The organism is Pelagibacterium limicola, from assembly GCF_015694405.1.
Lineage (GTDB): Bacteria > Pseudomonadota > Alphaproteobacteria > Rhizobiales > Devosiaceae > Pelagibacterium > Pelagibacterium limicola.
On the sequence record NZ_JADQDB010000011.1, the window covers coordinates 80,429 to 102,743 of the forward strand.

22 protein-coding genes and 2 pseudogenes are annotated in these 22,315 nt (G+C 59.8%); 8 read left to right on the forward strand and 16 right to left on the reverse strand.

Annotated features, from left to right (window positions below; genetic code table 11):
- Positions 1 to 4: 4 nt before the first annotated feature.
- On the forward strand, positions 5 to 907 hold the full coding sequence (locus I2G20_RS16560) for an aldose epimerase family protein (RefSeq protein WP_196260848.1): 903 nt from the start codon (positions 5 to 7) through the stop codon (positions 905 to 907).
- A gap of 13 nt (positions 908 to 920) precedes the next feature.
- On the opposite strand, the gene I2G20_RS16565 is transcribed toward I2G20_RS16560, so the two are convergent.
- The 5 genes from I2G20_RS16565 to I2G20_RS16585 all read right to left on the reverse strand — a co-directional run bounded on the left by I2G20_RS16565 (position 921) and on the right by I2G20_RS16585 (position 8,057).
- On the reverse strand, positions 921 to 2,129 hold the full coding sequence (locus I2G20_RS16565; RefSeq protein ID WP_196260849.1) for a mandelate racemase/muconate lactonizing enzyme family protein: 1,209 nt from the start codon (positions 2,127 to 2,129) through the stop codon (positions 921 to 923).
- Positions 2,126 to 3,901: an ABC transporter ATP-binding protein gene (locus I2G20_RS16570; protein WP_246473143.1), complete on the reverse strand. Its 1,776-nt coding sequence runs from the start codon at positions 3,899 to 3,901 to the stop codon at positions 2,126 to 2,128. The genes I2G20_RS16565 and I2G20_RS16570 overlap by 4 nt, the downstream gene beginning before the upstream one ends.
- Positions 3,901 to 5,043 carry an ABC transporter permease gene (locus tag I2G20_RS16575; protein ID WP_196260850.1) on the reverse strand — a complete coding sequence of 381 codons (1,143 nt, stop codon included), beginning with the start codon at positions 5,041 to 5,043 and terminating at the stop codon, positions 3,901 to 3,903. Before I2G20_RS16575 ends, I2G20_RS16570 begins: the two co-directional genes overlap by 1 nt.
- A gap of 4 nt (positions 5,044 to 5,047) precedes the next feature.
- Positions 5,048 to 6,034 carry an ABC transporter permease subunit gene (locus I2G20_RS16580; RefSeq protein WP_196260851.1) on the reverse strand — a complete coding sequence of 329 codons (987 nt, stop codon included), beginning with the start codon at positions 6,032 to 6,034 and terminating at the stop codon, positions 5,048 to 5,050.
- 70 nt (positions 6,035 to 6,104) lie between these two features.
- Positions 6,105 to 8,057 (reverse strand): ABC transporter substrate-binding protein, encoded by a 1,953-nt coding sequence (locus I2G20_RS16585; protein WP_196260852.1) that lies wholly within the window; start codon positions 8,055 to 8,057, stop codon positions 6,105 to 6,107.
- A gap of 298 nt (positions 8,058 to 8,355) precedes the next feature.
- Between I2G20_RS16585 and I2G20_RS16590 the strand changes: the two genes are divergently transcribed.
- Positions 8,356 to 9,096 (forward strand): ribonuclease activity regulator RraA, encoded by a 741-nt coding sequence (locus tag I2G20_RS16590; protein WP_196260853.1) that lies wholly within the window; start codon positions 8,356 to 8,358, stop codon positions 9,094 to 9,096.
- Between the two features lies 1 nt (position 9,097).
- Positions 9,098 to 9,970 (forward strand): SMP-30/gluconolactonase/LRE family protein, encoded by an 873-nt coding sequence (locus I2G20_RS16595; protein ID WP_281389773.1) that lies wholly within the window; start codon positions 9,098 to 9,100, stop codon positions 9,968 to 9,970.
- A gap of 24 nt (positions 9,971 to 9,994) precedes the next feature.
- Here I2G20_RS16595 and I2G20_RS17335 read toward each other — a convergent pair whose 3' ends face one another.
- The 4 genes and pseudogenes from I2G20_RS17335 to I2G20_RS16610 form a co-directional block, all read right to left on the reverse strand.
- Positions 9,995 to 10,399 carry an MOFRL family protein gene (locus tag I2G20_RS17335; RefSeq protein WP_246473152.1) on the reverse strand — a complete coding sequence of 135 codons (405 nt, stop codon included), beginning with the start codon at positions 10,397 to 10,399 and terminating at the stop codon, positions 9,995 to 9,997.
- 63 nt (positions 10,400 to 10,462) lie between these two features.
- A pseudogene (locus I2G20_RS16600) lies at positions 10,463 to 11,893 on the reverse strand (FAD-linked oxidase C-terminal domain-containing protein); the annotation flags it as partial.
- Positions 11,894 to 12,256: 363 nt separating this feature from the next.
- The gene (locus I2G20_RS16605; protein ID WP_196260856.1) at positions 12,257 to 12,460 is read right to left on the reverse strand and encodes a hypothetical protein; all 204 of its coding nucleotides are present in this window, start codon (positions 12,458 to 12,460) and stop codon (positions 12,257 to 12,259) included.
- 76 nt (positions 12,461 to 12,536) lie between these two features.
- A complete protein-coding gene (locus I2G20_RS16610; protein ID WP_196260857.1) occupies positions 12,537 to 13,352 on the reverse strand; it encodes an oxidoreductase in 816 nt (271 codons plus the stop codon).
- Between the two features lie 81 nt (positions 13,353 to 13,433).
- Here I2G20_RS16610 and I2G20_RS16615 point away from each other — a divergent pair, with 81 nt between their 5' ends.
- A complete protein-coding gene (locus I2G20_RS16615; protein WP_196260858.1) occupies positions 13,434 to 13,871 on the forward strand; it encodes a winged helix-turn-helix transcriptional regulator in 438 nt (145 codons plus the stop codon).
- Positions 13,872 to 14,028: 157 nt separating this feature from the next.
- On the opposite strand, the gene ftsZ is transcribed toward I2G20_RS16615, so the two are convergent.
- The 4 genes and pseudogenes from ftsZ to I2G20_RS16635 all read right to left on the reverse strand — a co-directional run bounded on the left by ftsZ (position 14,029) and on the right by I2G20_RS16635 (position 17,180).
- A complete protein-coding gene (ftsZ, locus tag I2G20_RS16620; RefSeq protein ID WP_196260859.1) occupies positions 14,029 to 15,021 on the reverse strand; it encodes a cell division protein FtsZ in 993 nt (330 codons plus the stop codon).
- A gap of 42 nt (positions 15,022 to 15,063) precedes the next feature.
- A pseudogene (locus I2G20_RS16625) lies at positions 15,064 to 15,345 on the reverse strand (beta-ketoacyl-[acyl-carrier-protein] synthase II); the annotation flags it as partial.
- Positions 15,346 to 15,423: 78 nt separating this feature from the next.
- Positions 15,424 to 16,608, reverse strand: coding sequence for a multidrug effflux MFS transporter (locus tag I2G20_RS16630; protein WP_246473144.1), 1,185 nt, complete (start codon positions 16,606 to 16,608; stop codon positions 15,424 to 15,426).
- A gap of 44 nt (positions 16,609 to 16,652) precedes the next feature.
- Positions 16,653 to 17,180, reverse strand: coding sequence for a PaaI family thioesterase (locus tag I2G20_RS16635; protein WP_343070358.1), 528 nt, complete (start codon positions 17,178 to 17,180; stop codon positions 16,653 to 16,655).
- Here I2G20_RS16635 and I2G20_RS16640 point away from each other — a divergent pair.
- A complete protein-coding gene (locus tag I2G20_RS16640) occupies positions 17,100 to 17,699 on the forward strand; it encodes a glutathione S-transferase family protein (RefSeq protein WP_343070359.1) in 600 nt (199 codons plus the stop codon). The two genes, I2G20_RS16635 and I2G20_RS16640, sit on opposite strands and share 81 nt — an antisense overlap.
- 89 nt (positions 17,700 to 17,788) lie before the next feature.
- Positions 17,789 to 18,322 (forward strand): hypothetical protein, encoded by a 534-nt coding sequence (locus I2G20_RS16645; protein WP_196260862.1) that lies wholly within the window; start codon positions 17,789 to 17,791, stop codon positions 18,320 to 18,322.
- Between the two features lie 54 nt (positions 18,323 to 18,376).
- Here the strand turns inward: I2G20_RS16645 and I2G20_RS16650 are convergent, their stop codons facing one another.
- Positions 18,377 to 18,952, reverse strand: coding sequence for a TetR/AcrR family transcriptional regulator (locus I2G20_RS16650; protein WP_196260863.1), 576 nt, complete (start codon positions 18,950 to 18,952; stop codon positions 18,377 to 18,379).
- Between the two features lie 88 nt (positions 18,953 to 19,040).
- On the opposite strand from I2G20_RS16650, the gene I2G20_RS16655 reads away from it, so the two are divergent.
- Positions 19,041 to 20,093 carry a saccharopine dehydrogenase family protein gene (locus I2G20_RS16655; RefSeq protein WP_343070360.1) on the forward strand — a complete coding sequence of 351 codons (1,053 nt, stop codon included), beginning with the start codon at positions 19,041 to 19,043 and terminating at the stop codon, positions 20,091 to 20,093.
- A gap of 317 nt (positions 20,094 to 20,410) precedes the next feature.
- On the opposite strand, the gene I2G20_RS17560 is transcribed toward I2G20_RS16655, so the two are convergent.
- Together I2G20_RS17560 and I2G20_RS16665 are read right to left on the reverse strand one after the other, a co-directional pair.
- Positions 20,411 to 20,758: a VOC family protein gene (locus I2G20_RS17560; protein WP_196260864.1), complete on the reverse strand. Its 348-nt coding sequence runs from the start codon at positions 20,756 to 20,758 to the stop codon at positions 20,411 to 20,413.
- A 97-nt stretch (positions 20,759 to 20,855) separates the two neighbouring features.
- A complete protein-coding gene (locus I2G20_RS16665) occupies positions 20,856 to 21,662 on the reverse strand; it encodes an SDR family NAD(P)-dependent oxidoreductase (RefSeq protein WP_246473147.1) in 807 nt (268 codons plus the stop codon).
- Between the two features lie 81 nt (positions 21,663 to 21,743).
- Here I2G20_RS16665 and I2G20_RS16670 point away from each other — a divergent pair, with 81 nt between their 5' ends.
- Positions 21,744 to 22,256, forward strand: a complete 513-nt coding sequence (locus I2G20_RS16670) for a winged helix-turn-helix transcriptional regulator (protein ID WP_196260865.1) — start codon at positions 21,744 to 21,746, stop codon at positions 22,254 to 22,256.
- The last annotated feature ends 59 nt before the right edge of the window (positions 22,257 to 22,315 follow it).

Consider the following 22,315-nt stretch of genomic DNA (forward strand, 5'->3'; position numbering starts at 1 on the left):
CCGCGTGCCGCTGGACAACGACCGGCAGATCCCTGACGTTTTGCCATCGTCCGAAGTGATAACCCTCCGCAAAGGGGCGCTGCATGCTGCTTTCTGCCCCAAAAGCGGCGGACGGATGGCACGCCTGTCGCACGATCTGCACGGCGACATCCTTGTGCCTCTTGACGATCCTGCCTTTGACCCTTTGCAGTGGCCAAAGGCGGGCGCCTTTCCGCTGATCCCGTATCACAACAGAATGACCGGTGCGCAGTTCACGCATGCCGGAAGGCGCTTCGATCTCATTGCGCATCCCACGTTCGGCGGAGACGCCATGCACGGACCAGCGCAACGTCGGCCATGGACTGTCTCATTCCAAGGCGCAGAAATGCTGGAGCTTGCGCTCCGCTATGGGGACGATGGTGACTGGCCGTTTGACTTTTTTGCCCGGCAGCAGTTCCGTTTGAGGGATGACGGGCTCGACGTCGAACTTACGCTTGTGAATGTCGGAACAAAGCCGATGCCGGGCGGACTTGGATGGCATCCGTATTTCGTGGCAACTTTCTCAGATGTGCTCACTTGCGACGCCGCCAAGCGCTGGTCGGTCGACGCCCTGCCCCGAGGAATACCGCCATTGCCGCGGGACAACATCGGACAATTTCCCGCACGACGGGTCACCGAGCACCTGACAGACTGGACCCATGCAACAGTTCTCCTGCGCGATCGAGTGCGGGTAACTTTGACCGCGGATGCGTTTCTCCCGCACTTGGTGATCCATCGCACACCGGACTACGTGTGCCTGGAGCCTGTTTCTCACGTTGCCGGCGTTTACGGTTTCCCGCCCGAGACGCAGCAGAACGCGGGGTTCGTAGTGCTGGAACCAGGACAAGCTGTCTCCGGAAACCTGTCGCTGGTTATAGCATCCGACTGATGGAACCCGATACTCACCCGCCGGGTTTTGTCATCCGGAGTCGCGCGCGGCGGCCAAGGCGCGGCTGGAAATAGACGCATTCATCAACCGTTCCAGGTTCGTAGGCGCCCCCGTCATCGGGCGGCATATCGCCTACATTTCGTGCACTCGGATATTTAGTGATCTCTTCTTCGACGAGTTCGACGCCGAGTCCGGGAGCGTCCGGCACGGGCAAATGGCCATCGACCACCTTCAGGACGGGGGCTACCACCTCATAGCGGCCCGGCCAGTCGAATTCGACACGTTCGAGCATGAGCGCGTTCGGAATCGTTGCCATGACGTGCAGGGCAGCAAACTCTGCTACGGGCCCGAGCGATCCAGAATGCGGTGCCATCGTTATGTAGTGGGCTTCTGCCATGGCCGCCATTTTGCGCATCTGCGTTATGCCCCCGGCGCGGCCGGTGTCGGGCTGGATGACATCTACAAGTTCGCGCTCAACATAGGGGCGGATGCCCCAGATATTGCTGACGCGCTCCCCGGCTGCCAAAGGCAAGTCCACTGCGTCGCGTACGCGCTGTAGAGCGTCCAGGTTCTCCGGCGCAACCGGGTCTTCGTAGAACAGCAGATCGAATTGCTCAAGCGCCCTGCCAACCGATATTGCATCATTGGCTGTCATCCAGGACGGCCCGTGTGCATCGACCATCACATCCACGTCCGCTCCTACCGCCTCGCGGACGGCGGCGACACAATCGAGCTTTACGGCGCCGGTAAAACCAACCTTGATGGCTGAATAGCCCAAGTTCGTCAGCTCTCGAGCCCGCTCTGCCGTTTTGGCGTGCCCATAAACACGTATGCGATCGCGGAACCTTCCTCCGAGCAGGTTCCAGATCGGTTGTCCCAGCGCCTTGCCCTTGATGTCCCACAGGGCCATTTCAATGCCGGTTAGGGCGCCGCCGCCAACTGTGCCAAGCATGCCGTGGCCCATCGAGGCCACGAACATCCGATGCCACAGCCGGTCAATGTCTCTCGGATTCTCGCCAATGAGAATGGAGCGGTAGTCGAGCACTGCCGTCTCGACAACGCGGGGCCAGCCCGAACATTCGCCTATTCCGGAAATGCCTTCATCGGTTTCGATCTTGACGAACAGCCAATTGCGGGAGCCGCGAAAGGAAGCATCTGGACCGGCGAGTCCTGGTCGTGGCCCTGGCTGCATGAGATATGTTTTGACGTCTGTAATTTTCATGAATTCAGATGCTCTTCCTGGCCCTCGTGATAGCGGAAACGTTCGGTCATCCCGCGACGCCGTGGATCTGCAACAGGAACGGCAGAAAGCAGCGATCGCGTATAAGGATGCTCAGGTGCCTTGCATACTGTTTCCGTTTCACCGGTCTCAACAATACGCCCGCGGTACATCACCGCAATCCGATCACAGAAATAGCGGATCACAGCGATGTCATGGCTTATGAGGATAAAACTCAGGTCAAGCCGTTCCTGTATGTCGAGCAGCAGGTCAAGAATCTGTGTCCGGATGCTCACATCCAGCGCGGACGTTGCCTCGTCAGCAATTATGACTCGCGGATTTGGCGCGATTGCGCGTGCAATCGATATACGCTGGCGCTGACCGCCAGAGAAGGCGTGCGGATATCGTTCCATCGCCGAGGAGGGCAGACCAACGAGATCGAGCAATTCAGCGATACGCTCCTTCAGTTCGTTGCCTTTGGCCAATCTATTCATGACCAGTGGTTCAGCAATGATCTGCCCTACAGTCATACGCGGGTTAAGCGAGCCAAAGGGATCCTGAAACACAGTACGGATATCGCGCCACGGTTCCCGAAGTTCGCCGTCGTTTAATGGCGCAAGATCAGTGGTCGCACCGTGACGATCGGTATAGAGAATCTTGCCCGAGGTTACGTTATGAACACGCTGCAGGCATCGACCCAATGTGGTTTTCCCTGAGCCACTCTCCCCCACGACACCGAGATTTTCACCAGCTCTGAGCTCCAGATCAACATCATCAACTGCCATAAAGCCGCGATATTTCAATCCAAGAAAACCATGCGCGGATCCGAACTCTTTGCGTACACCTTGCGCAACGAGACAGGGCGCACCGATTTCGCGGGATGCCCGCATGGCAATGCGCCGTTCTGACGGGCGATCAAGCTCCCGCACAGAGGAAAGCAAGCGCTGGGTATAGGGGTGCTGCGGGGTCTCGAAGATCGAATAGACATCACCTCGCTCAACAACCTTACCGTAGCGCATGACCGCTATCTCGTCCGCGATTTCCGCAACAACGCCCATATCATGGGTGATGAAGAGGACGGCCATGTCGCTCGATTCCTGCAACGACCGAATAAGCGCCAGAATTTCCGCTTGGATGGTGACATCGAGCGCGGTCGTTGGCTCATCCGCGATGAGGATGGACGGGTTACAAGCCAGCGCCATCGCAATCATTGCGCGCTGACGCATGCCGCCCGAATACTCGAATGGATAGCTATCGATCGTCCTTTCCGGGTTCGGTATCTCGACCTTGCGAAGAAGCTCGACGGCGCGATCGCGCGCTTCGCGCTTGGAGACATGCTCGTGCAGTCGTATGGCCTCCCCAATCTGGTCGCCGATACGATGAACGGGAGAAAGCGAACTCATTGGCTCCTGGAAAATCATGGCAATGTCACGGCCACGGATGGTCCGTATCGCGGCAGACTTCGGTTTGAGTTGTGCCAGATCGATCGTCTCTTCCGTCGCGCCCCCGCGAGCCGTATGATGACGATGCAACAAAATCTGTCCGTCGATCACCCGTCCAGGGGGGTCGACGATCTGCAGAATAGAGCGCGACATTACGCTTTTGCCAGAGCCACTTTCGCCTACGACGCAAAGTGTTTTGCCAGCCTTGAGTTCGATCGATACATCGTCGACCGCGCGGAATGACCCCGCTCGTGTTGCAAACGCGGTCGATAAGTTTTTCACCTCAAGGACCGTCTCGTCGTTGGTTGACGCTTTCATATGTGCTTTTTCCATTATCGACCGTCCTGAGTGTAAGGATCAGCGGCGTCTCGCAGCCCGTCACCGAGAAAGTTGAAGGCAAGCACTGCGATGACAACAGCTGCGCCAGGAATAAAGAGCCAAGGCGCCTGCGCAATAGAGCGCACATTCTGTGCCTCTTTTAGCAGCACGCCCCACGAGATCGTAGGCGGCATAAGTCCAAGGCCAAGGAATGAAAGAGAGGTTTCGGCAATAATCATCACGGGAATAGCGAGCGTGACCGATGCGATAATGTGGCTGACCATTGAGGGCATCATGTGTCGGAAAATGACGCGCCCCTTGCTCCCGCCATCAAGCCGGGCAGCGGTCACGAAGTCTTCTGTTCGCAGTGCGAGAAAGCGACCACGCACCACGCGGGCAAGCTCGGTCCAGCCAACAAGAGAAAGAATTATGGTGATCGCAAAATATCGCATCAGTGGAGACCAGTCCTGAGGCAACGCGGCACTGAGCCCCAGCCAGATCGGAATGGTTGGCAGTGCAAGCACAAGTTCGACGAGACGTTGGATTAACGAGTCGATCCTTCCCCCAAAGTAACCTGAAATGCCGCCAAGGATGAGACCGAAGGTCAAGCTCAATGCCACACCGACCAACCCGATCGACATCGATATCCGTGTTCCGTGGATAACCCTGCTCAGCATGTCGCGGCCCAGACGGTCGGCCCCAATTAGGTAAAATCGCTCGCTCGGGTCCACGGGGGCGATCAGGTGTCGATCCATAGGGATCAGTCCCCAGAGCTTATAAGGAGTGCCCTTTCCGAAAAGTGTCAGATAAATTTTGTGCTCCGGGTCAGGCACGTATGTGGTGGCAAGCGTAAACGTGTCGCGCTCGAGTTGCAGCCCAATCACGTGAGGACGGAACGCCCAGCCACCGTCCTCTACCCGATCTATAAAATGGACGGCTTGTGGAGGATGATAGCTGTGACGCGAGGAAAATGCGTTGGGATCGAACGGCGCCAGGAACTCTGCAAAAAGCCCTATTGCATATAGCGCAAGCACCACCGCTGCTCCAAACATCGCGAGGCGATGGCGGCGGAAAGCCAGCCAGATAAGCTTCCATTGCGAGGCCTGCTCGTCCGGAGTGGTTGAAATGGCGCGGGGATCGACGGGAGTAGCTGTCATGTTGTCACCGGTAGCGGATGCGCGGGTCGATCAGTGCGAGAAGGATGTCAGAGACGAGCATCCCGACGATCGACAGGCAGCAAAGAAGAAGGATAAAGGCTCCGGCCAAATACATGTCCTGCGCCAGAAGCGCCTGCAGGAGCATCGGGCCGGCGGTCGGTAGCGACAGCACAAAGGCTGTAATGACAGCTCCGGAAATGAGCTGCGGAAAGGCCCAGCCAATTGTCGACACAAACGGGTTAAGCGCCAATCGCACAGGGTACTTCATGATCAGATGGAATTCTGAGAGACCCTTGGCCCGCGCTGTTGTGACATACGGCTTGTGGAGTTCATCAAGCAGGTTGGCACGCATGATCCGCACCAGACTGGCAGTCGCGCTTGTGCCAAGGATAATCACGGGAATCCAGATGTGGCTGGCAAGGTCTGCAAGCTTGGCCCACGACCAGGGAGCGTCCTGGTATTCGGGCGAGAAAAGTCCCGAAACGTCAGCGCCGAAATGAACGACCGCGATGTACATGAGCACCAGCGCGACAAGGAAATTCGGTGTTGCAAGTCCAATAAAGCCAACCGCCGTGATCACGTAATCACCGACAGAATATTTACGCACCGCCGAATAAATACCGATTGGAAGGGCGACCGCCCAAGTAAATATCAGCGTCGCGAGGGCCAAGGTCACCGAAAGCGCCATGCGCTCGCCGATGAGTTGTGAAACCGGTTGTTGCCACTCGAACGAAATACCGAAGTCCCCTTGAATGACGCCACTGATCCAGCGCCAGTATTTGATCAGGAACGGCTGATCGAGCCCATAGCGTTCTCGCAAGGCATCCAACCTCGCCTGATCGACCATGTCGCCCGACTGTGCAAGTGTTGCCGCAAAGGTCGTGAGATAATCGCCCGGCGGGGCAGAGATCAGTGCGAACGCGATCAGCGAGACCGCGAAGAAAAAAGGGATCGCCCACAAAATCCGGCGCAGGATGTAGTTAAGGAGCACGGACCCACATTCCTTTCAGTTTGGAGTTTGCGAGCCCCGTAACGGGGCTCGCTCCGATGCATTGGGTCGCTCAGTCCTGCCAGTACCAGCTCTGCGGCAGCGCCTGAGCTGGAGCCGTAGCAAAGAAGGTGTTCACGACTTCCTCCGGCACGTTCTTCAGGCCGTTCTTTACGATGCCATAGGTCGGGACCGACTTCGACACACCAAAGACCTCGAACTCGCCAGCAGCGATGTCAGCGATCTGCATGATGAGCTGACGGCGCTCCTCAGGATCGGGCGTTCCGCGGGCCAGATCATACAAGCGAAGACGTTCCAGTACACTTGCGGGAGGCTCTTCGCCTGTCGACCCACCGCTGTTGTACCAGTTGACCCAGGGAATGCCCCAGCGGCTATCTTGATGGATCGGCACGATCTGCTGCGGCACCTGACCCGGGACCCAACTTTGAATGGCCGCCCAGACGGCCGCGTCATGGTCGTTGCCGTTGGAAGTGCGCTCGAAAAACAAGGTGCGTTCGAGTGCATTCACTTCCATTCTGACGCCGATTTGCGCCCATTGTTGCTCAATGAGCTGCAGCATGTCAGGCCATTGCGGGCGGAAGGTGGGGATAACGTCGACCCGTATGGTAAGGGGACGGCCGCTTGGCAAAAGCCTCATTCCGTCTGCGTCACGCTGATCAAGCCCGATCCCATCGAGTAGGTCATTCGCGGTCTCAGGATCATATTCGAGATACTGGGTGGATAGCAGTTCATGGAAGTACGGATGGTCCTCGAATGGGCCATGCTGCCACGGCTCTCCTTCCCCAAGTAGGGCCGTTTCAATTATCTCTTGCCGATCCATCCCCACCGAGAGCGCAATCCGGAAATCCCGCTCGTTAAACAGATCACGGAGTTCGGAATCCTTGTGCGTGAGATTCAGGTTTATGATCATATCGACGCCACCTGGCGCGGCAGCAGCAATGAAACGGTAATCTCCGGCCTCGCGGTTTTGCGCAAGGACAGGACGATCTGCAGGTGTATCGAGATGGCGTATGCCAAAATCGATCCGACCGCCTATCGCCGCAAGAATGAGGCTTTCAACGTCTTGGGAGATTGTCGCATTGAGCGCATCTACATAGGGAAGCTGATTCCCCTCGGAATCGACTTGCCAGAAATAGGGATTCCGTTCCATCACAAAGCGGGTCGCACCGCCGGAGTATGGCGTTGCTACTATCCAGGGATCGAGCGTAGGCCGTTCGGGGTTACCCCACCGGGACGGAATTTCGATATCGCCGCATTTTTGCAGGAAGAGGTTCTGCCAGTCGCTGGCGTTATTCTCCCGGATCGTCTGTTCTATGTCCGAATTGTAGTCCGGATGGAACTGGGAACAATAATGCTTGGCGTAAAGTACCGGATGCTGGCCAAGCGGACTGGCAAGCTCGGAAAGAAAGTCGCCATAGGGAGCCTGGAACGTAAAGCGAACTGTGAGATCATCGACTTTCTCGACCGTCATCGGCTCTCCCGAAGACATGTAGCGCGGGGGTGTAGGTGCGAAATCCTCGTTGAGCAGCAGGTCTTCCACATTGAACATAATGTCGTCTGCAGTGAACGGTTCACCATCCGACCAGCGCATGCCTTCGCGCAGGTGGAAGGTAAATATCCGTCCTTCAGGATCGACGTCGACGCTTTTGGCAACGGCTGGATGAACCTCCGTATAGGTTGGGTTCCAGCGCATTAAACCCTGCGACCCGACCATCCGTAAAATGTGGTTGTGATCCGAACTGCCGCGCAGCCCGAAACGGATTTCGCCACCATAGGAGCCGACGCTCTCAAGCGGGGTAATAACTTCCGGCTCTGAACCGACGCGCTCGGCGACCGGCGGAAGTTGCCCTGCACGCACCAGATCGGCAAGCGCCGGCGCCTCTCCGGTCGCACTCTGAGCGAACGCCACCGAAGCGACAAGCGGTGCTAAGGCCACGCCCGCAAGCGCCTTTAGAACCACTCGCCGGGCGAATCCGGGCGATTTAATGGTAAGCTTAGCTCTCATAAAACCCTCCTCCCTGAGGTATCGAGAATTGTGGGCCACTGCGCGAACAAGCGAAGTCAGCTGCCTTTTCGCACTGTGGACGAGATGGGCGTATTACAACTATTGACAAATGTCAACAAGAATGCGCTATATGGTCCTGTGCATAACAAGCTGCCAGCGGCGGCCTCGGTTGGTTGGGTGCTGCTTACAGGCGCGCTTAAGCCATATCAGTTGTGTCAGTTCTCTAAAACTTGCTTGACCACGGTCCTTGCAACTTCGAACAACTTATGGGCTCTTTGCAGAGGAATAGGAACAAGAAATGGCCTACAACGACAACGTCCGGAACAAACTGGCCGCCGTCTCAACAGCGACGCTCACCACGGTGCTACTCAAGCATGGGCTGCGCAACGCCTTCATCGGCGATCTCAAGATCCTCAATCCGGCGGCACCGCGCATGGTCGGGCCGGCCTATACCCTTCGGTACATTCCCGCGCGCGAAGACATCGATCATATTAATGTTTTCGAAGATCGCGGGCATCCCCAACGCCGCGCGATCGAAGAGTGCCCCGAAGGCCACGTGCTAGTCATCGACAGCCGTAAGGATCACTCGGCCGCTTCCGCGGGAGGCATTCTGGTTACGCGGCTTTTCAAGCGTGGTGCGGCAGGTGTCGTGACCGACGGAGGCTTTCGCGATTCTCCAGACATTGCTGAATTGCCGTTTCCAGCCTATCATGTCGCACCTTCGGCACCGACCAACCTTCTCCGCCATCACGCAATAGACCTCAATGTGCCGATCGGGTGTGGTGACGTTCCTGTCTATCCGGGCGATATTGTCGTCGGTGATGCTGAGGGCGTCGTCATCATTCCGGCGGCAATCGCTGAGGACGTAGCGGATGAAGCCTTCGAGCAGACCATGTTTGAAGATTTCGTGCAGGAACAGGTTATGGCAGGACGCTCGATCTTCGGTGTCTATCCCCCAGACGCAGCAGCGAAGGCAGAATTTGAGCGGTGGCGGCTTTCGCGCATCAACGCCCAAACAACGATGCGGGCTCAAGCCTGACATGACCTATGCTGTCAGCCGCCTTGCTGATACCCGATGCAGGGTCGGAGAGAGCCCGGTCTGGGATGGAGAGCGAAACCGCTTGCTGTGGGCGGATTGTCGCGCCGGTCGCATATATGTTCACGACTTCAATGTAGGTGAACTTTTCAATTGGACGTTGCCGGAACAGGTCAGATCTTTTGGTCTGGCCGAAGCCAGCCGCCTGGTTGTCGCATTAATATCCGGCATCTACCTTTTCGATACCCAAAGCCAGGGATTGGAGTTTCTGGTGGACCCAGAACCTGAACATGCGGGTAGCCGTTCGAGTCGTCGTCTCAACGACGGCAAGGTCGGGCCAGACGGAGCCTTTTGGGTGGGGAGCATGCATACCGATGCTCCGACGGCGGCACTCTATCGGATAACACCGGACGGGCAATGCGAGCGCAAGGTCGAAGGGCTCTCTACGTCCAACGGCCTTGCTTTCTCCGCTGATGGAACCGTGATGATCCATACTGACTCTCGCGCGGAGTGGATCGACCGGTACAGCCTCGATGCCTCAACCGGCGAACTTGGAGAACGCACTCGGATCGCGACGCCCGGAGAGGCAGATGGGCGGCCCGATGGAGGAGCGTTTGATAGTGAAGACTGTTACTGGAGCGCCGGGGTCACAGCCGGCTGTATCAACCGATACGACTTGAATGGGCGCTTGTTGGAGAAAATTCCCGTACCGGTCAGGGCGCCGACAATGCCCTGTTTTGGCGGCCCTGACATGAAAACACTGTTCATCACCAGCTTGCGCCGCGAGAATGGGGCAGGCGACGAATGCGGAAATGTTTTCATGATGTCAGTGGATGTTCCGGGCGTTCCGATCGGGCGCTTCGGCTTTCCAGTTTGATCTGTACGGTCACCTCTGCGCTACCTACCGCACCAGAATCGCGCGGAAATCGTTGACGTTGGTTCCCGTCGGCCCCGGCACGAACAAATCCCCGCCCGCGTTGAACGCGGTCCAGGCGTCGTGGCCGACGAGCAGCGCCTTGGGGTCGACGCCCGCCGCACGAATGCGGGCGAGGCTCTCACCATCGGCGAAGGCGCCGGCATTGTCCTCGGACCCGTCGATCCCGTCGGTATCCGCCGCCAGCGCATCGATCCCCGCAATCCCGGTAATGTCGTGGGCAAAGGAGAGCAGGAATTCGGTGTTGCGCCCGCCCTTGCCGTAAATCCCATCGCGGATCGTCACCGTCGTTTCCCCACCCGACAGGATCACCACCGGCTTGGTGAACGGCCGGTTTTTGAGCGCGACTTCCCGCGCCAGCGCCCCATGCATCCTGCCGATGTCCCTGGCTTCGCCCTCAATGGCGTCCGACAGGATCACCGGCTCGACGCCCCATGCCGTGCGGCCCTCGAGCGGGAAGACCTTGACCGGGTTGAGCAGCCACTCGGGATCGAAAGCGGCCCGGACCCGCATCTGCTGGTCAAGATCGACGGCGCTGAACTGCACGGTCATGAGGTCACGCTTTTCGATGCCCACGCCGTGCTCGCCGGTGAGGCACCCGCCGACCTCGACGCACAGCCTGAGGACATCGTTGCCCGCCGCCTCGGCCTTGGCCTGGTCCGCGGGATCGTTTGCGTTGAACAGCACCAGCGGATGCAGATTGCCGTCACCGGCATGAAACACATTCGCGACCCGCAGGCCGTACCCAGCGACGATCTCCGAAATCCGCCGCAGCACGAACGGCAACTGCCCGGTGGGGATGGTCCCATCCATGCAGATATAGTCTGCCACCCGTCCCGTGGCACCGAAGGCCGATTTCCGGCCTTTCCATATCTGGGCAGTTTCCATTGCGGACTGGGATTCCTTGATCACGCGGACGCCATGCGCGCGGGCGATTTCGATGATCCGCGCAAGACTTGCATCGATCTCGGCATCCGATCCCTCGACCTCGATGATCAGCATCGCCTCGACATCGAGCGGATAACCGGCCTTGGCAAAGGCTTCGCAGATCTCGATGGCGGGCCTGTCCATGAACTCCATGGCCACCGGAATGATCCCTGCCGCGATGATCGCGGCCACCGCCGCGCCCGCTTGTTCGCTGGAATCGAAGCCGAACAGCACCGGGCGGGCGCCTTCGGCGATCGGGATGACGCGCAGCGTCGCTTCGGTGACGATGCCAAGCTGCCCTTCTGAGCCGACCATGAGGCCGAGAAGATCGAGCCCGGGCACGTCCAGAGCCTCGCCGCCCAATTCCACAATCGTGCCGTCGATGAGCACAACCTTGACGCCCAGGACGTTGTTGGTCGTCACCCCGTATTTCAGGCAATGGGCGCCACCGGAGTTCATCGCGATGTTGCCGGCAATCGTGCAGGCGAGCTGGGACGAGGGGTCTGGTGCGTAAAAGAAGCCTTCGGGCGATACCGCGGCCGAAACCGCAAGATTGGTTACCCCGGCCTCGACGCGCACAGTACGGTTCTGCCGGTTGAACTCAAGGATTCTGCTGAGCTTGGACACGCCGATGACCACAGCGTCTTCCTGAGGAATGGCGCCTCCCGCGAGCGACGTGCCCGCTCCTCGTGGCACCACCTTGACCCGTTGCGTGCTGCAATAGCGCAGGACGGCGCTCACCTCATCGGTTGAGCGCGGCAGCACGACAGCCAGCGGCATCCGGCGATAGGCGGTCAGCGCATCGGTCTCGAAGGCGCGCATCTCGTCTTTCGAGGTTATCAGACACTCGGGCGCAACCAGACGTGCCAGCCCGGCGATGATGTCATCCCGGCGCTGAACGGTCGCCAGGTCGGGCTCGGGAAACGCTATCGCGGACATGATGTTGTCATGGAGTCTACCTCGATACATTTGGCGTAGGGCCGTCTGAAATGCCCGAATGCGTGGAAATTCTCGCGTATTCGATGGCACAGCACTACAGAACCATTAGTCCAAGTTTGTTGACAGTTGTCAATAGTTGTAATATCCAGACAGCCTTCTTTTACCACCTGCGTGACTGGTATGGAGAGCAGTCAACCCTACAAGGAGTCCGAAGTGCATAGCGTGAATCGCCTTGATTTGGAGGATGCCCGGCTTCTGATTGCTGCGGCCTCGCAGAAGGCCGAGGAGATCGGCGTGCCCATGGCGTCGCAAATGGCATATCGCGTGCCGGCTGCCTTTGGCCGCTCCTCTCGGCGACATCCATCACGCCGGCAAACTCGCAATCTTCATGCCTTTCCCATCAACGAGCGTCGGCCCGAGCGGGCGGTTGGTGATGACAAGGACCACGGTTGTCGGCAATGCCAGGCGAAGCATGGTCGGCACTATTGGGCCGGCCATGATGCCGGGCGGAACCTCATACGATGGGGTCGGGCCCGCTGAAAGCTCCGAACGGGATACGGTGGTCATCGGTTGAAGCCTTTGCAAGACTGGTTGTTGAGGCTATCGCCGCCCATGATCGCCCAACGGTCTCTGTCGCGGCTTGCTAGACCGGCAATCCGAGCTGCTTTCGCAGGCTCTTGTCGAAAGCGGATGCAGGGACGAAACGGCGCAGGAAACTGACCTGGCGCGCCATTTTTCCCGCCGCATAGCGCCTCCTCGGAACCGGATCGGTCGCTGCTTCCAGTACCGTCCTGGCTACGACTTCGGGAGTATCGCCTTTTTCCATCGCTTTCCGCACGGCGACAGTCATGCCAGCGCGCGCAGAGCCATAGACATCAAGCAGCTGATCGGCGGTGGCGACGTTCTCTTCGAAGGACGTGCGGGTATAGGCGGGCTCGACCAACACAACGCGAATGCCAAACGGGCGCAGTTCGTGGTCGAGCGACTCGGAATAGCCTTCAACGGCATGTTTGGTCGACGAATAGAGCGCGAAATAGGGACCTGGGATGAATCCCTGCACCGAGCTCAAATTGACGATCCGGCCCTTCCCTTGGCGTCGCATTGTTGGCAGCACGGCATTGGTCACGCGCATGACGCCGAAGACGTTCACGTCGAACAACGCCTGAGCCTGGGTCGTTGAGGATTCCTCCGCGCCGCCAAACAGACCCCTGCCGGCATTGTTGACGAGCAGGTCGATGCGACCGGCCTTGGCCAGCACGTCTTCGACAAGCTTCGTAACCGATGCTTCATCGGTGACGTCGCAGGCCAGCATGGTAACGCCGTCGGAGCTTTCGGCGGCCGCGCGTCGGCTGGTTCCGAACACGCGATAACCCGCGTTCGACAACGCATTGGCTGTTGCATATCCGATTCCGGAGGATGCCCCCGTCACCAGGGCGACGCCGAGATTGGTCTTGTTCATGCGGATCACTTCCTTTTACGCTGGATTGTCTATGAAAGCGGTGTTACTATCGATTCGATATGAAGTCACTATCAAAATGATATGAACGAAAAGAATCTTTCCGACACCTCCTGTCCGATCGCCCGCGGCGTCGCCGGCATCGGTGATGCGTGGAGCATGCTTATCCTTCGTGATGCGAGCCTGGGCCTCACCCGCTTCGACCAGTTCCGCAAGAGTCTCGGCATCGCCCCCACCATCCTGACCCGGCGGCTGGCGATGCTGACGGAGGAGGGGCTGCTGGAGAAGCAGCGCTACTCCGAGCGGCCTCCGCGCGATGAATATGTGCTGACCTCCGCCGGACGTGACTTTCTGCCAGTGCTGATCCTGATCGGTGCGTGGGGACGCCGATATCGCGGCGAAGGCAAGCTGACACAGTACCTGGATGCTGAGACCGGAGAAGAGATCGAGCCAGTGGCCATCGATGCCGTAACGGGAGCAAAGATCGGCACCCGCGCCATTCGCATCGTCAAGCCCGAATAAAGCTTGCCCGCATTGGCGGTCGCAATGCGGGCTGCAATGGACCTCATCGCGTGGCGTCGATGGGAGCTACGAGACGTGGTACGCGGGCGCGGCGTATCCGTAATTGGGGCCGGGACACTTCCCCCGGCGGAGTTCCGCTTGCTTCACGCGTGTTCGATCACGCGACTCTCTGGCCGAACTCAATTACCTCCGCCGTTTGCCGCAGTCCTGTCGCGACCACGGATACTCTGAATTTTCCCGCCAGCGCGTCGTCGAATATGGCTCCGACAATGACGTCCGCGTCTGCATCGACTTCCTCCCGGATGCGGGTCGCCGCTTCGTCGATTTCGAACAGCGTCATCTCCTTTCCGCCGGAAATCGAGATAAGCATGCCTCTCGCGCCTCCCACCGATGCCTCGTCGAAAAGCGGGTTCGCAATCGCGGCTTCCGCAGCGGCCTTCGCGCGATCTTGTCCGGACGCCTCGCCGGTGCCCATCATGCCTCGCCCCATGTCGCGCATCACCGACCTCACATCAGCGAAGTCGAGATTGATCAGCCCTTCCTTCACGATCAGGTCGGTGATGCAACCGACACCTTGATAAAGAACGCGATCCGCCATGCCGAATGCATCGGCGAAGGTCGTTTTCGCATCGGCGACCCGGAAAAGGTTCTGGTTCGGGATGACGATGACCGTGTCGGCGCATTCTCGCAGGCGTTCGATTCCCTGCTCCGCCGCCTGCATCCGGCGCTTGCCCTCGAAAGCAAACGGCTTGGTGACCACCGCCACGGTGAGAATGCCCGCCTGGCGCGCTGCATGGGCGATGACAGGTACAGCCCCGGTTCCAGTTCCGCCTCCCATGCCCGCGGTCACGAAACACATATGCGTTCCGGCAAGATGGTCCATGATCTCGTCGATCGATTCCTCCGCGGCCGCCTGGCCGACTTCGTGCAGAGAACCGGCACCAAGGCCCTCGGTTACGTTGGGGCCGAGCTGAATCAGGCGCGAGGCCTTTGACATGGCGAGCGCCTGAGCATCGGTGTTCGCAACGATAAATTCTGCGCCCTGAAGGTTCTGCGCGATCATGTTGTTGACAGCGTTTCCACCGCCGCCGCCCACACCGATCACGGTGATCCTGGGTTTCAGTTCAAAGATGTTCGCGGTGGCGGTCATTGCCGGTCTCCATCAAAGGCGTGAGCAGTCGGAGGCAAGACGTCAATCACGAAGGTCTCCAGTGCCGGCCAAGTCGTCCGTCCAGCGTCGGAATAATGCGCTTGCGTTGACCCCTCCAAACCCGAAGCCATTGCAGATCGCGTAGTCCATCACCACCGGCCGGGCCTGGTTCGCGACAAAGTCGATTCCTTCGCCGGCTGCATCGGGATCATTCAGATTGAGAGTCGGCGGCGCCACCTGATCCCTGAGTGCCAGTATGGTGAAGACGGCGCCAAGCCCGCCCGCGGCCCCGAGCAGGTGTCCTGTCGCGGATTTCGTTGCGCTTTGAGTCCAAGGGGAGTCTTGCTTGCGATTGCCGCTTGCTCCCCATCCGCCGGTACAGCGCCTGAATTTGGATGCTTGTCATATTGTCGCCTCCGCTTTGGGCTGACGCAGCGCGACGGGAAGAAAGGCAGCAAGGGCCAGCGCCGAACCCGTCGTCAAGATGATGGCAAGGGAAGCGGAGGGCTGAAGAGGCAGCATGCTTGCCAACGACGCGCCGATGGCAGCGCAGCCCATCTGGAGGAATCCGAGCAATGCCGATGCCAGGCCGGCCTGGTTTCCAAAGGGATGAAGCGTGATCGCGGTGCCCAGCGGATTAATCAGACCCATGCCGAGGAGGTACAGCCCAATGGCTGTTGTGAAGGACATGAAGCCCGGCGCGGCGTCGAACGCGAACAGGGTGAGACCGCCGGCGAGCGCGATGGAAACACCGACCATGCCGATGGTATGCTGCCCCCATCGACGCGCCAGACGCGGCGCAAGGAGCCCCGCCGCGAAGACGATGACGACCGTGGATGCAAAATACAGCCCGAGTTGAAAGGCGGTCAGGCCGAGTTGGTCCATCAGAATGGCGGGGGCGGCGGCAAAGAATGTGTAAAGGCCGCCGATGACGAGGCTCACGGAAACGGCAGGGAAGAGAAAGCGTGGATCGATGGCCAGGCGACCATAGGCGGAGGTCACGGTAGAGACCGTCAGATTCGTTCTGCGTTCGGGAGGATGGGTTTCTCCGGCGCCCGTCCCGTAGTGCAGCGCCAGAGCAGTGCCCAACGCCGCGACGACCAGGAAGATGGTCCGCCACCCGAACAGGCTGTCAAGCGTGCTTCCAAGCAGAGGGGAAAAGCCGGGCGCGGCCGCCATCGCGATCATGGTCAGGGCGAGAGCCCGTGTCAGCGCGTCGCCTTCGAACAGGTCACGCGCGATGGCGCGCGACAGGACGACCGCTGCGCTGGCCCCAAGCGCCTGGACGACACGACCAAGAACCAGAAAGGCCAGGGTGTCGGCGATGGCGCAGAGGACACTGCCGGCGACAAAGACTGCGAGACCGCCTAGCACCATCCATTTGCGGCCAAAACGATCCGAGAGCGGTCCGACGAAAAGCTGCCCGAGCGCGAACGCAACAAAGAAGCTGCTCAACGTCATGCCGAGTCCCTGGGAGGACACGCCAAGGTCGGCGCCAATCCCCGGAAAGGCAGGAAGGATGATGTTGGTGGCGAGCGCGCCGAGCGCGGCAAGCCCAGCGAGGAGAAACAGGATTCCTCCTGTCAATCGACGCTCGGAAGGGCGGGTGTCCGTCAACGAATGCGCCGACATCATGGCCTCCCAGGTACGATCAGGCAGGTCGACGTACCATGAGCATGAAGTCGGCCTTCCGTGTCCTCGATCCTGCCCTCCAGCGTGATGACGGTCCGGCCGCGTGACACGACGCGGCCGATGACGTGCACGACACCGGAATCGCCGAGTATCGGGCGGACGAACTTGGCGGTGGTTTCGTGTGAGGGACAGGCTTCGCCGGGAGCGAGCGTCGTTTGAGCGGCAAGCGCCATCGCGGTGTCGAGCATCGTCATGATCCAGCCGCCGTGGACCGTGTTCATCAGATTGCAGAAACGCGCCTCGGGAGTGGCCTGCAGTTCGACCTTGCCGGCCTCGGGCGGCAGCAAGGTGAAGGGCAGCATATCTGCCATTGGTGGGCGGCGGATGCTGCCAGCCGCCAGTCCCGCGACGAATTCGAGCCCGGAGTATCGCGCCTTGCTGTTGCCGTGGCAAATTACCTGGGCTCGGATATCGAGTTCGAATTTGCCGCTCCGCTCGCCCCTGGAAACGCCGAGAAATTCCGTCACCTCAATCCAAATCTCAGGCTACCCATTCTCCTGGTGCCCGAAGGCAGTGTCTGGGAAACGGATGCGATTGCGTGCAGACTTTCCCAGTCTCTCGGCCATCGGTTCTGGCGCTCGGGAAGCGAAGAGCCTGAGATGATTCAATGGCTCAGCTGGGGCAAGGAAAACTTTGTGAGGGCCTGCGACATGGTTCATTTCGAACGCGGCACCAAGCAGCGTTATGGTATTGGCCCTGTCCACGATGCCGCGGTGTCGGCCGGGCTTTCGCTTTTTGAGGAAAGCGCGGTCATTCTGGATGCCGCCTTGGAACATCGCACATGGTTGCTGGGCGATGAAGTCTCCTACGCGGACTTCCGGATGGCGACCTTTCTTCCCTTCAACGACGCCGCGGATCTTCCCCTTCACCGCCATGCTTCTGTCGAGCGCTGGTATCGGCAACTGGAGGCCATACCCGCCTGGAACGACCCCTTCGAGGGCCTGATCGCGCCGGCATTGCCGCCTCATGATCCGGGAGAAGGCTAGAACCGGCAGTGCAGCAATCTACGCTTCACCCTGCAAATCAACGTTACGCATAACTACAAACCAGTTCCCACCAAACGATCGGAACGCTCATGGATCCACATGCCTTTCTGGACGCCCTGATCTCGCCTTCGGCCCATATCGAGGTGCCGGACAATCAGAGGATTTTCGAGCCGTTCCTCGGCAGTTGGGCGCTGGTCGTGCGGTGGTACGGCCGAGACGGCAATCTCGTGAGGCAAGAGGACGGTGAGTGGCATTTCTCCCGAGTGCTGGAAGGCCGCGCAATCCAGGACGTCTGGATTGTCCCTCCGCGCGGCAAGCGTGACGCCGGCGCCTATGAGTATGGCACGAGCCTGCGCTTCTATGACGCTTCTGTCGACGGATGGCGCTCGACCTGGATCGGGCCCATGCACGGGGCTGTCTTGACCTTCATTGCACGGCAGAAAGGCGAGGCGGTCGTGCTGGAGACAACAAAAGAGATCCAACCCGCCCGCCGGTGGTCCTTCCGCGATATTTCTGCTGCCGGGTTCAACTGGATCCACGAGGAAGCGGCGGGTGACGTTTGGCGCATCGTCCAGACGTTCGCGGCGCGGAGGCTGGACGTCGCTACCGCTCCGCCGCAATAAGCGAATACCTGGCCGGTAACCGGCCGACAGACGGCCGCAATCGATGCGATGCCGTCATGATCCGTGTCCGGCCAGAAGCAGGCGGGCAGCATTCTGGAGCAAGGGAATGGCCTCTTCCGGCGCCAGCATTCCGGCGCTCACGAAAGCTCCGTTGATCAGAAGCGCAAGTTGTCCGGCCAGCTCATCGGGGCGGTCGGAGCCCAGCCGAACTGCAATCGTCTTCAACCGCCGCCGCATCTCTGCCTTGTGGTCCGCAGCGATTTTCCGCGCCGGGTGCTTCGGGTCCGAGAATTCCGCTACGGCGTTTATCTGCGGGCAGCCGCGGTAATTGGGGCGTGCGAGCCGCGCTCCGATCCATTCCAGATGCGCGTCGAGTTCCGCCCCGGCATTGTCCGCGTAGCGGTCGGCAACCTCCTGCCAGGTCTGCCAGAACTGCTGGTCCTCACGGCCGAGAAACGCGGCGATGAGATCGTCCTTGGTGCGAAAGTGGCGATAAAGGCTGGTCTTTGCCACCCCGGCCTCCGCTACGATCAGGTCGACGCCGACCGCACGTATTCCGTGCGCGTAGAACAGCGACGACGCGATGTCGAGAAGATGGTCCTTGAGGGCAGTCTGTTCGCTAGGGGCCATAGGGTTTTCGATATCACATATCGATTGACGGCGTACAGACCGGTTTGTATCGTGAAAAACAGACAGGTCTGTATCGCGGAGTTGCGCAGTGACACATCACGCCAGCAGGAAGATTGCCGTCATTGGGGCCGCGGGCCATACCGGTCGTTTCGTGGTTGCCGAACTCCTGCGGCGCGGCGCGGCGCCGGTCGCCGTGGGCAGGGATCGAAACCGGCTGATTGCCGCCGGCTTCCCGCCGCAACAGGTCGAGCTGCGGGAAGCATCGGCCGATGTCCAGGCGTCGCTCGACCTCGCCTTCAACGGGGTCGACGCGGTGATCAACTGTGCCGGACCATTCCTGGACACGGCAAGGCCGGTGGCGTCGGCGGCATTGCGAGCGGGCATCCACTATCTGGATGTGAGCGCCGAGCAGGCGAGTACGGCCGCCATCTATGAAGAGTTTGGCGTTGCCGCTCGGGAAGCCGAACTGGTGTTTCTGCCCGCCATGGCTTTCTTTGGCGGCTTCCCGGACCTGCTGCTGTCGGCACTTGTCGAGGACGAACCGGACATCAGCGACGTGACGATTGCCATCGCCCTGGATCATTGGCATCCCACGGAAGGCACGCGGCGGACCGGCAGAAGGAACACCGCACCACGACTGCAAATATCTGGCGGAGAGCTCGTCCCTCTGGCTCAGCCTTTGGAGGAGGCGCAGTGGGATTTTCCGGCTCCGTTTTCGAGGCAGCGTGTCGTGGAGCTGCCCTTCTCGGAGGTGCCCGTCATCACCCGGCATATTCGCCTGTCCCGGCTGCGAACCTATCTGACCAGCAACGCTCTGGCCAACATTCGCGACCCCGAAACTCCACCTCCTGCCCCCGTCGATCAGACCGGGCGCTCCGCGCAGAAATTTCACGTGGACGTTGTCGGGCGCACCGGTTCAGCTGCGCGGCGATTGTCGGCATCCGGACAGGACATCTATGCCTTCACCGCCCCGCTCGTTATTGAAGCGGTCGAGCGCATCTTGGATGGCCGTGTTCGCGCCTTTGGGGCTCAAGCGCCCGGTGCCGTCTTTGATGCGGCGTCATTCCTGAAATCGCTCGCCTCGCGCGGCCTCGTGACCCGCGCCGAGATCATTTCCGAAGTCGTCGATAGCGAGGAGTAGTGGAGCGTCGCCTCATCACCCCCACGCACGGTCCCTGGATCATCCAGCACCCGCGTGATGATGTTGACTCCGAGCCCTCTAGGGACAGGTTCAATTCGAACACGAGTTCGCGAGGTGAGATATCTCCGGTCCAGCTTCCTCGGATTGGCTTGTGCCGCCATTCCGCGTCACTAAGCACTGTCCAGTCTTGTCGGGGGCGTCGTCAGCCTAAGCGCAACATGCGTAGCGACCGTGGACGGAACAACCCGATGGATCGCAATCTACCCGGCCAGCTCACTGGTCGGTCGGAGTCGAGCCGACTTACAATCGTTTCAGGGCTAGTTGGCACCTATCGGGGCACCACCGAAGCCGATCTCGTTTCCGTCCGGGTCACGGAAAATCGCTTTCCTAACACCGTTCCCATAGGTGAGGCGGTCAATTGGTTCGATGCCGCGAGCGCTAATCGCCGCGATTCGCTGCTCGAAGTCGTCTAGAAAGATCGTAACGACTGAGTGTCCCGCATGGTCCGCGCTCTGCTCGATGAAGATGGAGCGATGCTCGGCTAGCTCCCATACGGCCTCAGTCTCGGTCGCTATGTAAGTGGGCTCGCCGAGAAGTTGGCAATACCATGGCAGCGAGGTCGAGTAATCTCGCACGTAAATACCAGCAAACAAATCAACCGACATAAGAGACTCCTGCGCCCACCGCCCGGCCGACAGAGGCTTCCGGCCCCGCGACATAGGCATCGAGCGACATGCTGTAGACAAGGACAATACATGCCATCTAGTCGACCACCATTCCGCAGGTGAGGTTCGCAATGGCTCCCGTCATCGCTCCAGCGCGATCGGACGCAGCAAAGGCAGCGAACTCGGCCACTTCACGCAAAGTCGGTGCACGCTGAAGCAATGCGCCTTGCCGAGCCCGCGCGGTGAACATCTCTTCGACAGTGATGCCGGCCCGGCTCGCGAAGCCCTCGAAAACCGTCCGGGCATGGGAGATCGGTAGCGCCTCGGGAATCGCATCGGCGCGCAAGCAGATCGCGCGAACACCGCGACCGCCCAGCTCGGCGGCAAGAAGCCGTGAGAACGTCTCGGTCGCGGCGCAGGTCACGCCATAGCCGAGGAAGCCTATGCCGGCGACACGGGATCCAGGCGTCGACAGGGTGAGTATGACGCCCGATCCTTGCTCGCTCATCGGCTTGGCAACCGCTTTTGCGATATTGAAATTGGCCTTCATGTAGGCGGTCAGCGGAAACAGGAAATCGTCCAGTTCGAGTTCGGCCAATGGCGGACCTTGAACATGGACGATTCCGATCGCGTTCGCGGCGACATCGATGCACCCCGCCTTTGTTAGAATTTGCTCCGTGTGTTCGGCGACCGCCGATGTGTCCAACGCATCGACCTGCGCGATGTCGACCAAGCCACCTAGTGCCCGAATGTCTGCGGCCACACGCTCAAGCTTGTCCAGGCTCCTGCCGGCGATGAACACGTGCGCACCCTCTTGCGCGAACGTCCGTGCCATCGCCCCGCCGATGGCGCCCCCACCACCGTAGATCACCGCTGTCTTGCCATGCAGCAACATAGGTCCCATCCGCGAATCTGATTGCAACTTGCAACCAATTGCATAGTGACTTCAGTAATGTCAATGTCCCGGTCTGAAGAGGAAGCATGAATGGCCGAACTGCACCGATCGGGATGTCCCATCAATCTCACGCTTGAGGTGCTAGGGGATCGCTGGAGCCTCATCGTCATCCGCGACATCATGTTTGCTGGCCGCCGGCATTTTCGCGAACTGCTAACGCGATCCGAAGAAGGGATCGCATCCAATATTCTCGCCGATCGTTTGCGCCGCCTCGTGGAGGTCGGGTTGCTCTCCAAATCGGATGATGCGTCACACCGCCAGAAAGCGATCTACAGCCTGACCGAGCCAGCAATTCAGCTTGTCCCTCTGCTGGCGGTCATGGGCGCGTGGGGCCGGCGCCACACACCGGCCACGCACACCCTATCGGTTCGCGCCGAACTCCTTGAGCAAGGCGGACCGTCTCTGTGGTCGGAGTTCATGGATGAATTGCGAAACTTGCACCTGGGCCATCCGTCAAAAGGACCATCGGTTCTCGCACAGCTTCAGGCCGCGTTCGAGAAGGCAAGGATCGAGGACGACGTGTCCCCCGTCGACAAGCGATGATCTAAGGCGAGGGCTTTGTTGGACAAATCTCCGCAGCGTTCGTCAGTTGCAGGTTAAGG

Excerpts from the sequence above, each read along its gene's own strand:
- I2G20_RS16615 (WP_196260858.1), top strand. The coding sequence starts at position 13,434 with ATGAACGAAAAGAATCTTTCCGACACCTCCTGTCCGATCGCCCGCGGC.
- I2G20_RS17560 (WP_196260864.1), bottom strand. The coding sequence starts at position 20,758 with ATGTCGGTTGATTTGTTTGCTGGTATTTACGTGCGAGATTACTCGACC.
- I2G20_RS16585 (WP_196260852.1), bottom strand. The coding sequence starts at position 8,057 with ATGAGAGCTAAGCTTACCATTAAATCGCCCGGATTCGCCCGGCGAGTG.
- ftsZ (WP_196260859.1), bottom strand. The coding sequence starts at position 15,021 with ATGACCGCCACCGCGAACATCTTTGAACTGAAACCCAGGATCACCGTG.
- I2G20_RS16645 (WP_196260862.1), top strand. The coding sequence starts at position 17,789 with ATGGATCCACATGCCTTTCTGGACGCCCTGATCTCGCCTTCGGCCCAT.
- I2G20_RS16565 (WP_196260849.1), bottom strand. The coding sequence starts at position 2,129 with ATGAAAATTACAGACGTCAAAACATATCTCATGCAGCCAGGGCCACGA.
- I2G20_RS16575 (WP_196260850.1), bottom strand. The coding sequence starts at position 5,043 with ATGACAGCTACTCCCGTCGATCCCCGCGCCATTTCAACCACTCCGGAC.
- I2G20_RS16570 (WP_246473143.1), bottom strand. The coding sequence starts at position 3,901 with ATGGAAAAAGCACATATGAAAGCGTCAACCAACGACGAGACGGTCCTT.
- I2G20_RS16590 (WP_196260853.1), top strand. The coding sequence starts at position 8,356 with ATGGCCTACAACGACAACGTCCGGAACAAACTGGCCGCCGTCTCAACA.
- I2G20_RS16665 (WP_246473147.1), bottom strand. The coding sequence starts at position 21,662 with ATGGGACCTATGTTGCTGCATGGCAAGACAGCGGTGATCTACGGTGGT.
- I2G20_RS16670 (WP_196260865.1), top strand. The coding sequence starts at position 21,744 with ATGGCCGAACTGCACCGATCGGGATGTCCCATCAATCTCACGCTTGAG.
- I2G20_RS16650 (WP_196260863.1), bottom strand. The coding sequence starts at position 18,952 with ATGGCCCCTAGCGAACAGACTGCCCTCAAGGACCATCTTCTCGACATC.
- I2G20_RS16605 (WP_196260856.1), bottom strand. The coding sequence starts at position 12,460 with ATGACCACCGTATCCCGTTCGGAGCTTTCAGCGGGCCCGACCCCATCG.
- I2G20_RS16595 (WP_281389773.1), top strand. The coding sequence starts at position 9,098 with ATGACCTATGCTGTCAGCCGCCTTGCTGATACCCGATGCAGGGTCGGA.
- I2G20_RS16610 (WP_196260857.1), bottom strand. The coding sequence starts at position 13,352 with ATGAACAAGACCAATCTCGGCGTCGCCCTGGTGACGGGGGCATCCTCC.
- I2G20_RS17335 (WP_246473152.1), bottom strand. The coding sequence starts at position 10,399 with ATGCATGGGGCGCTGGCGCGGGAAGTCGCGCTCAAAAACCGGCCGTTC.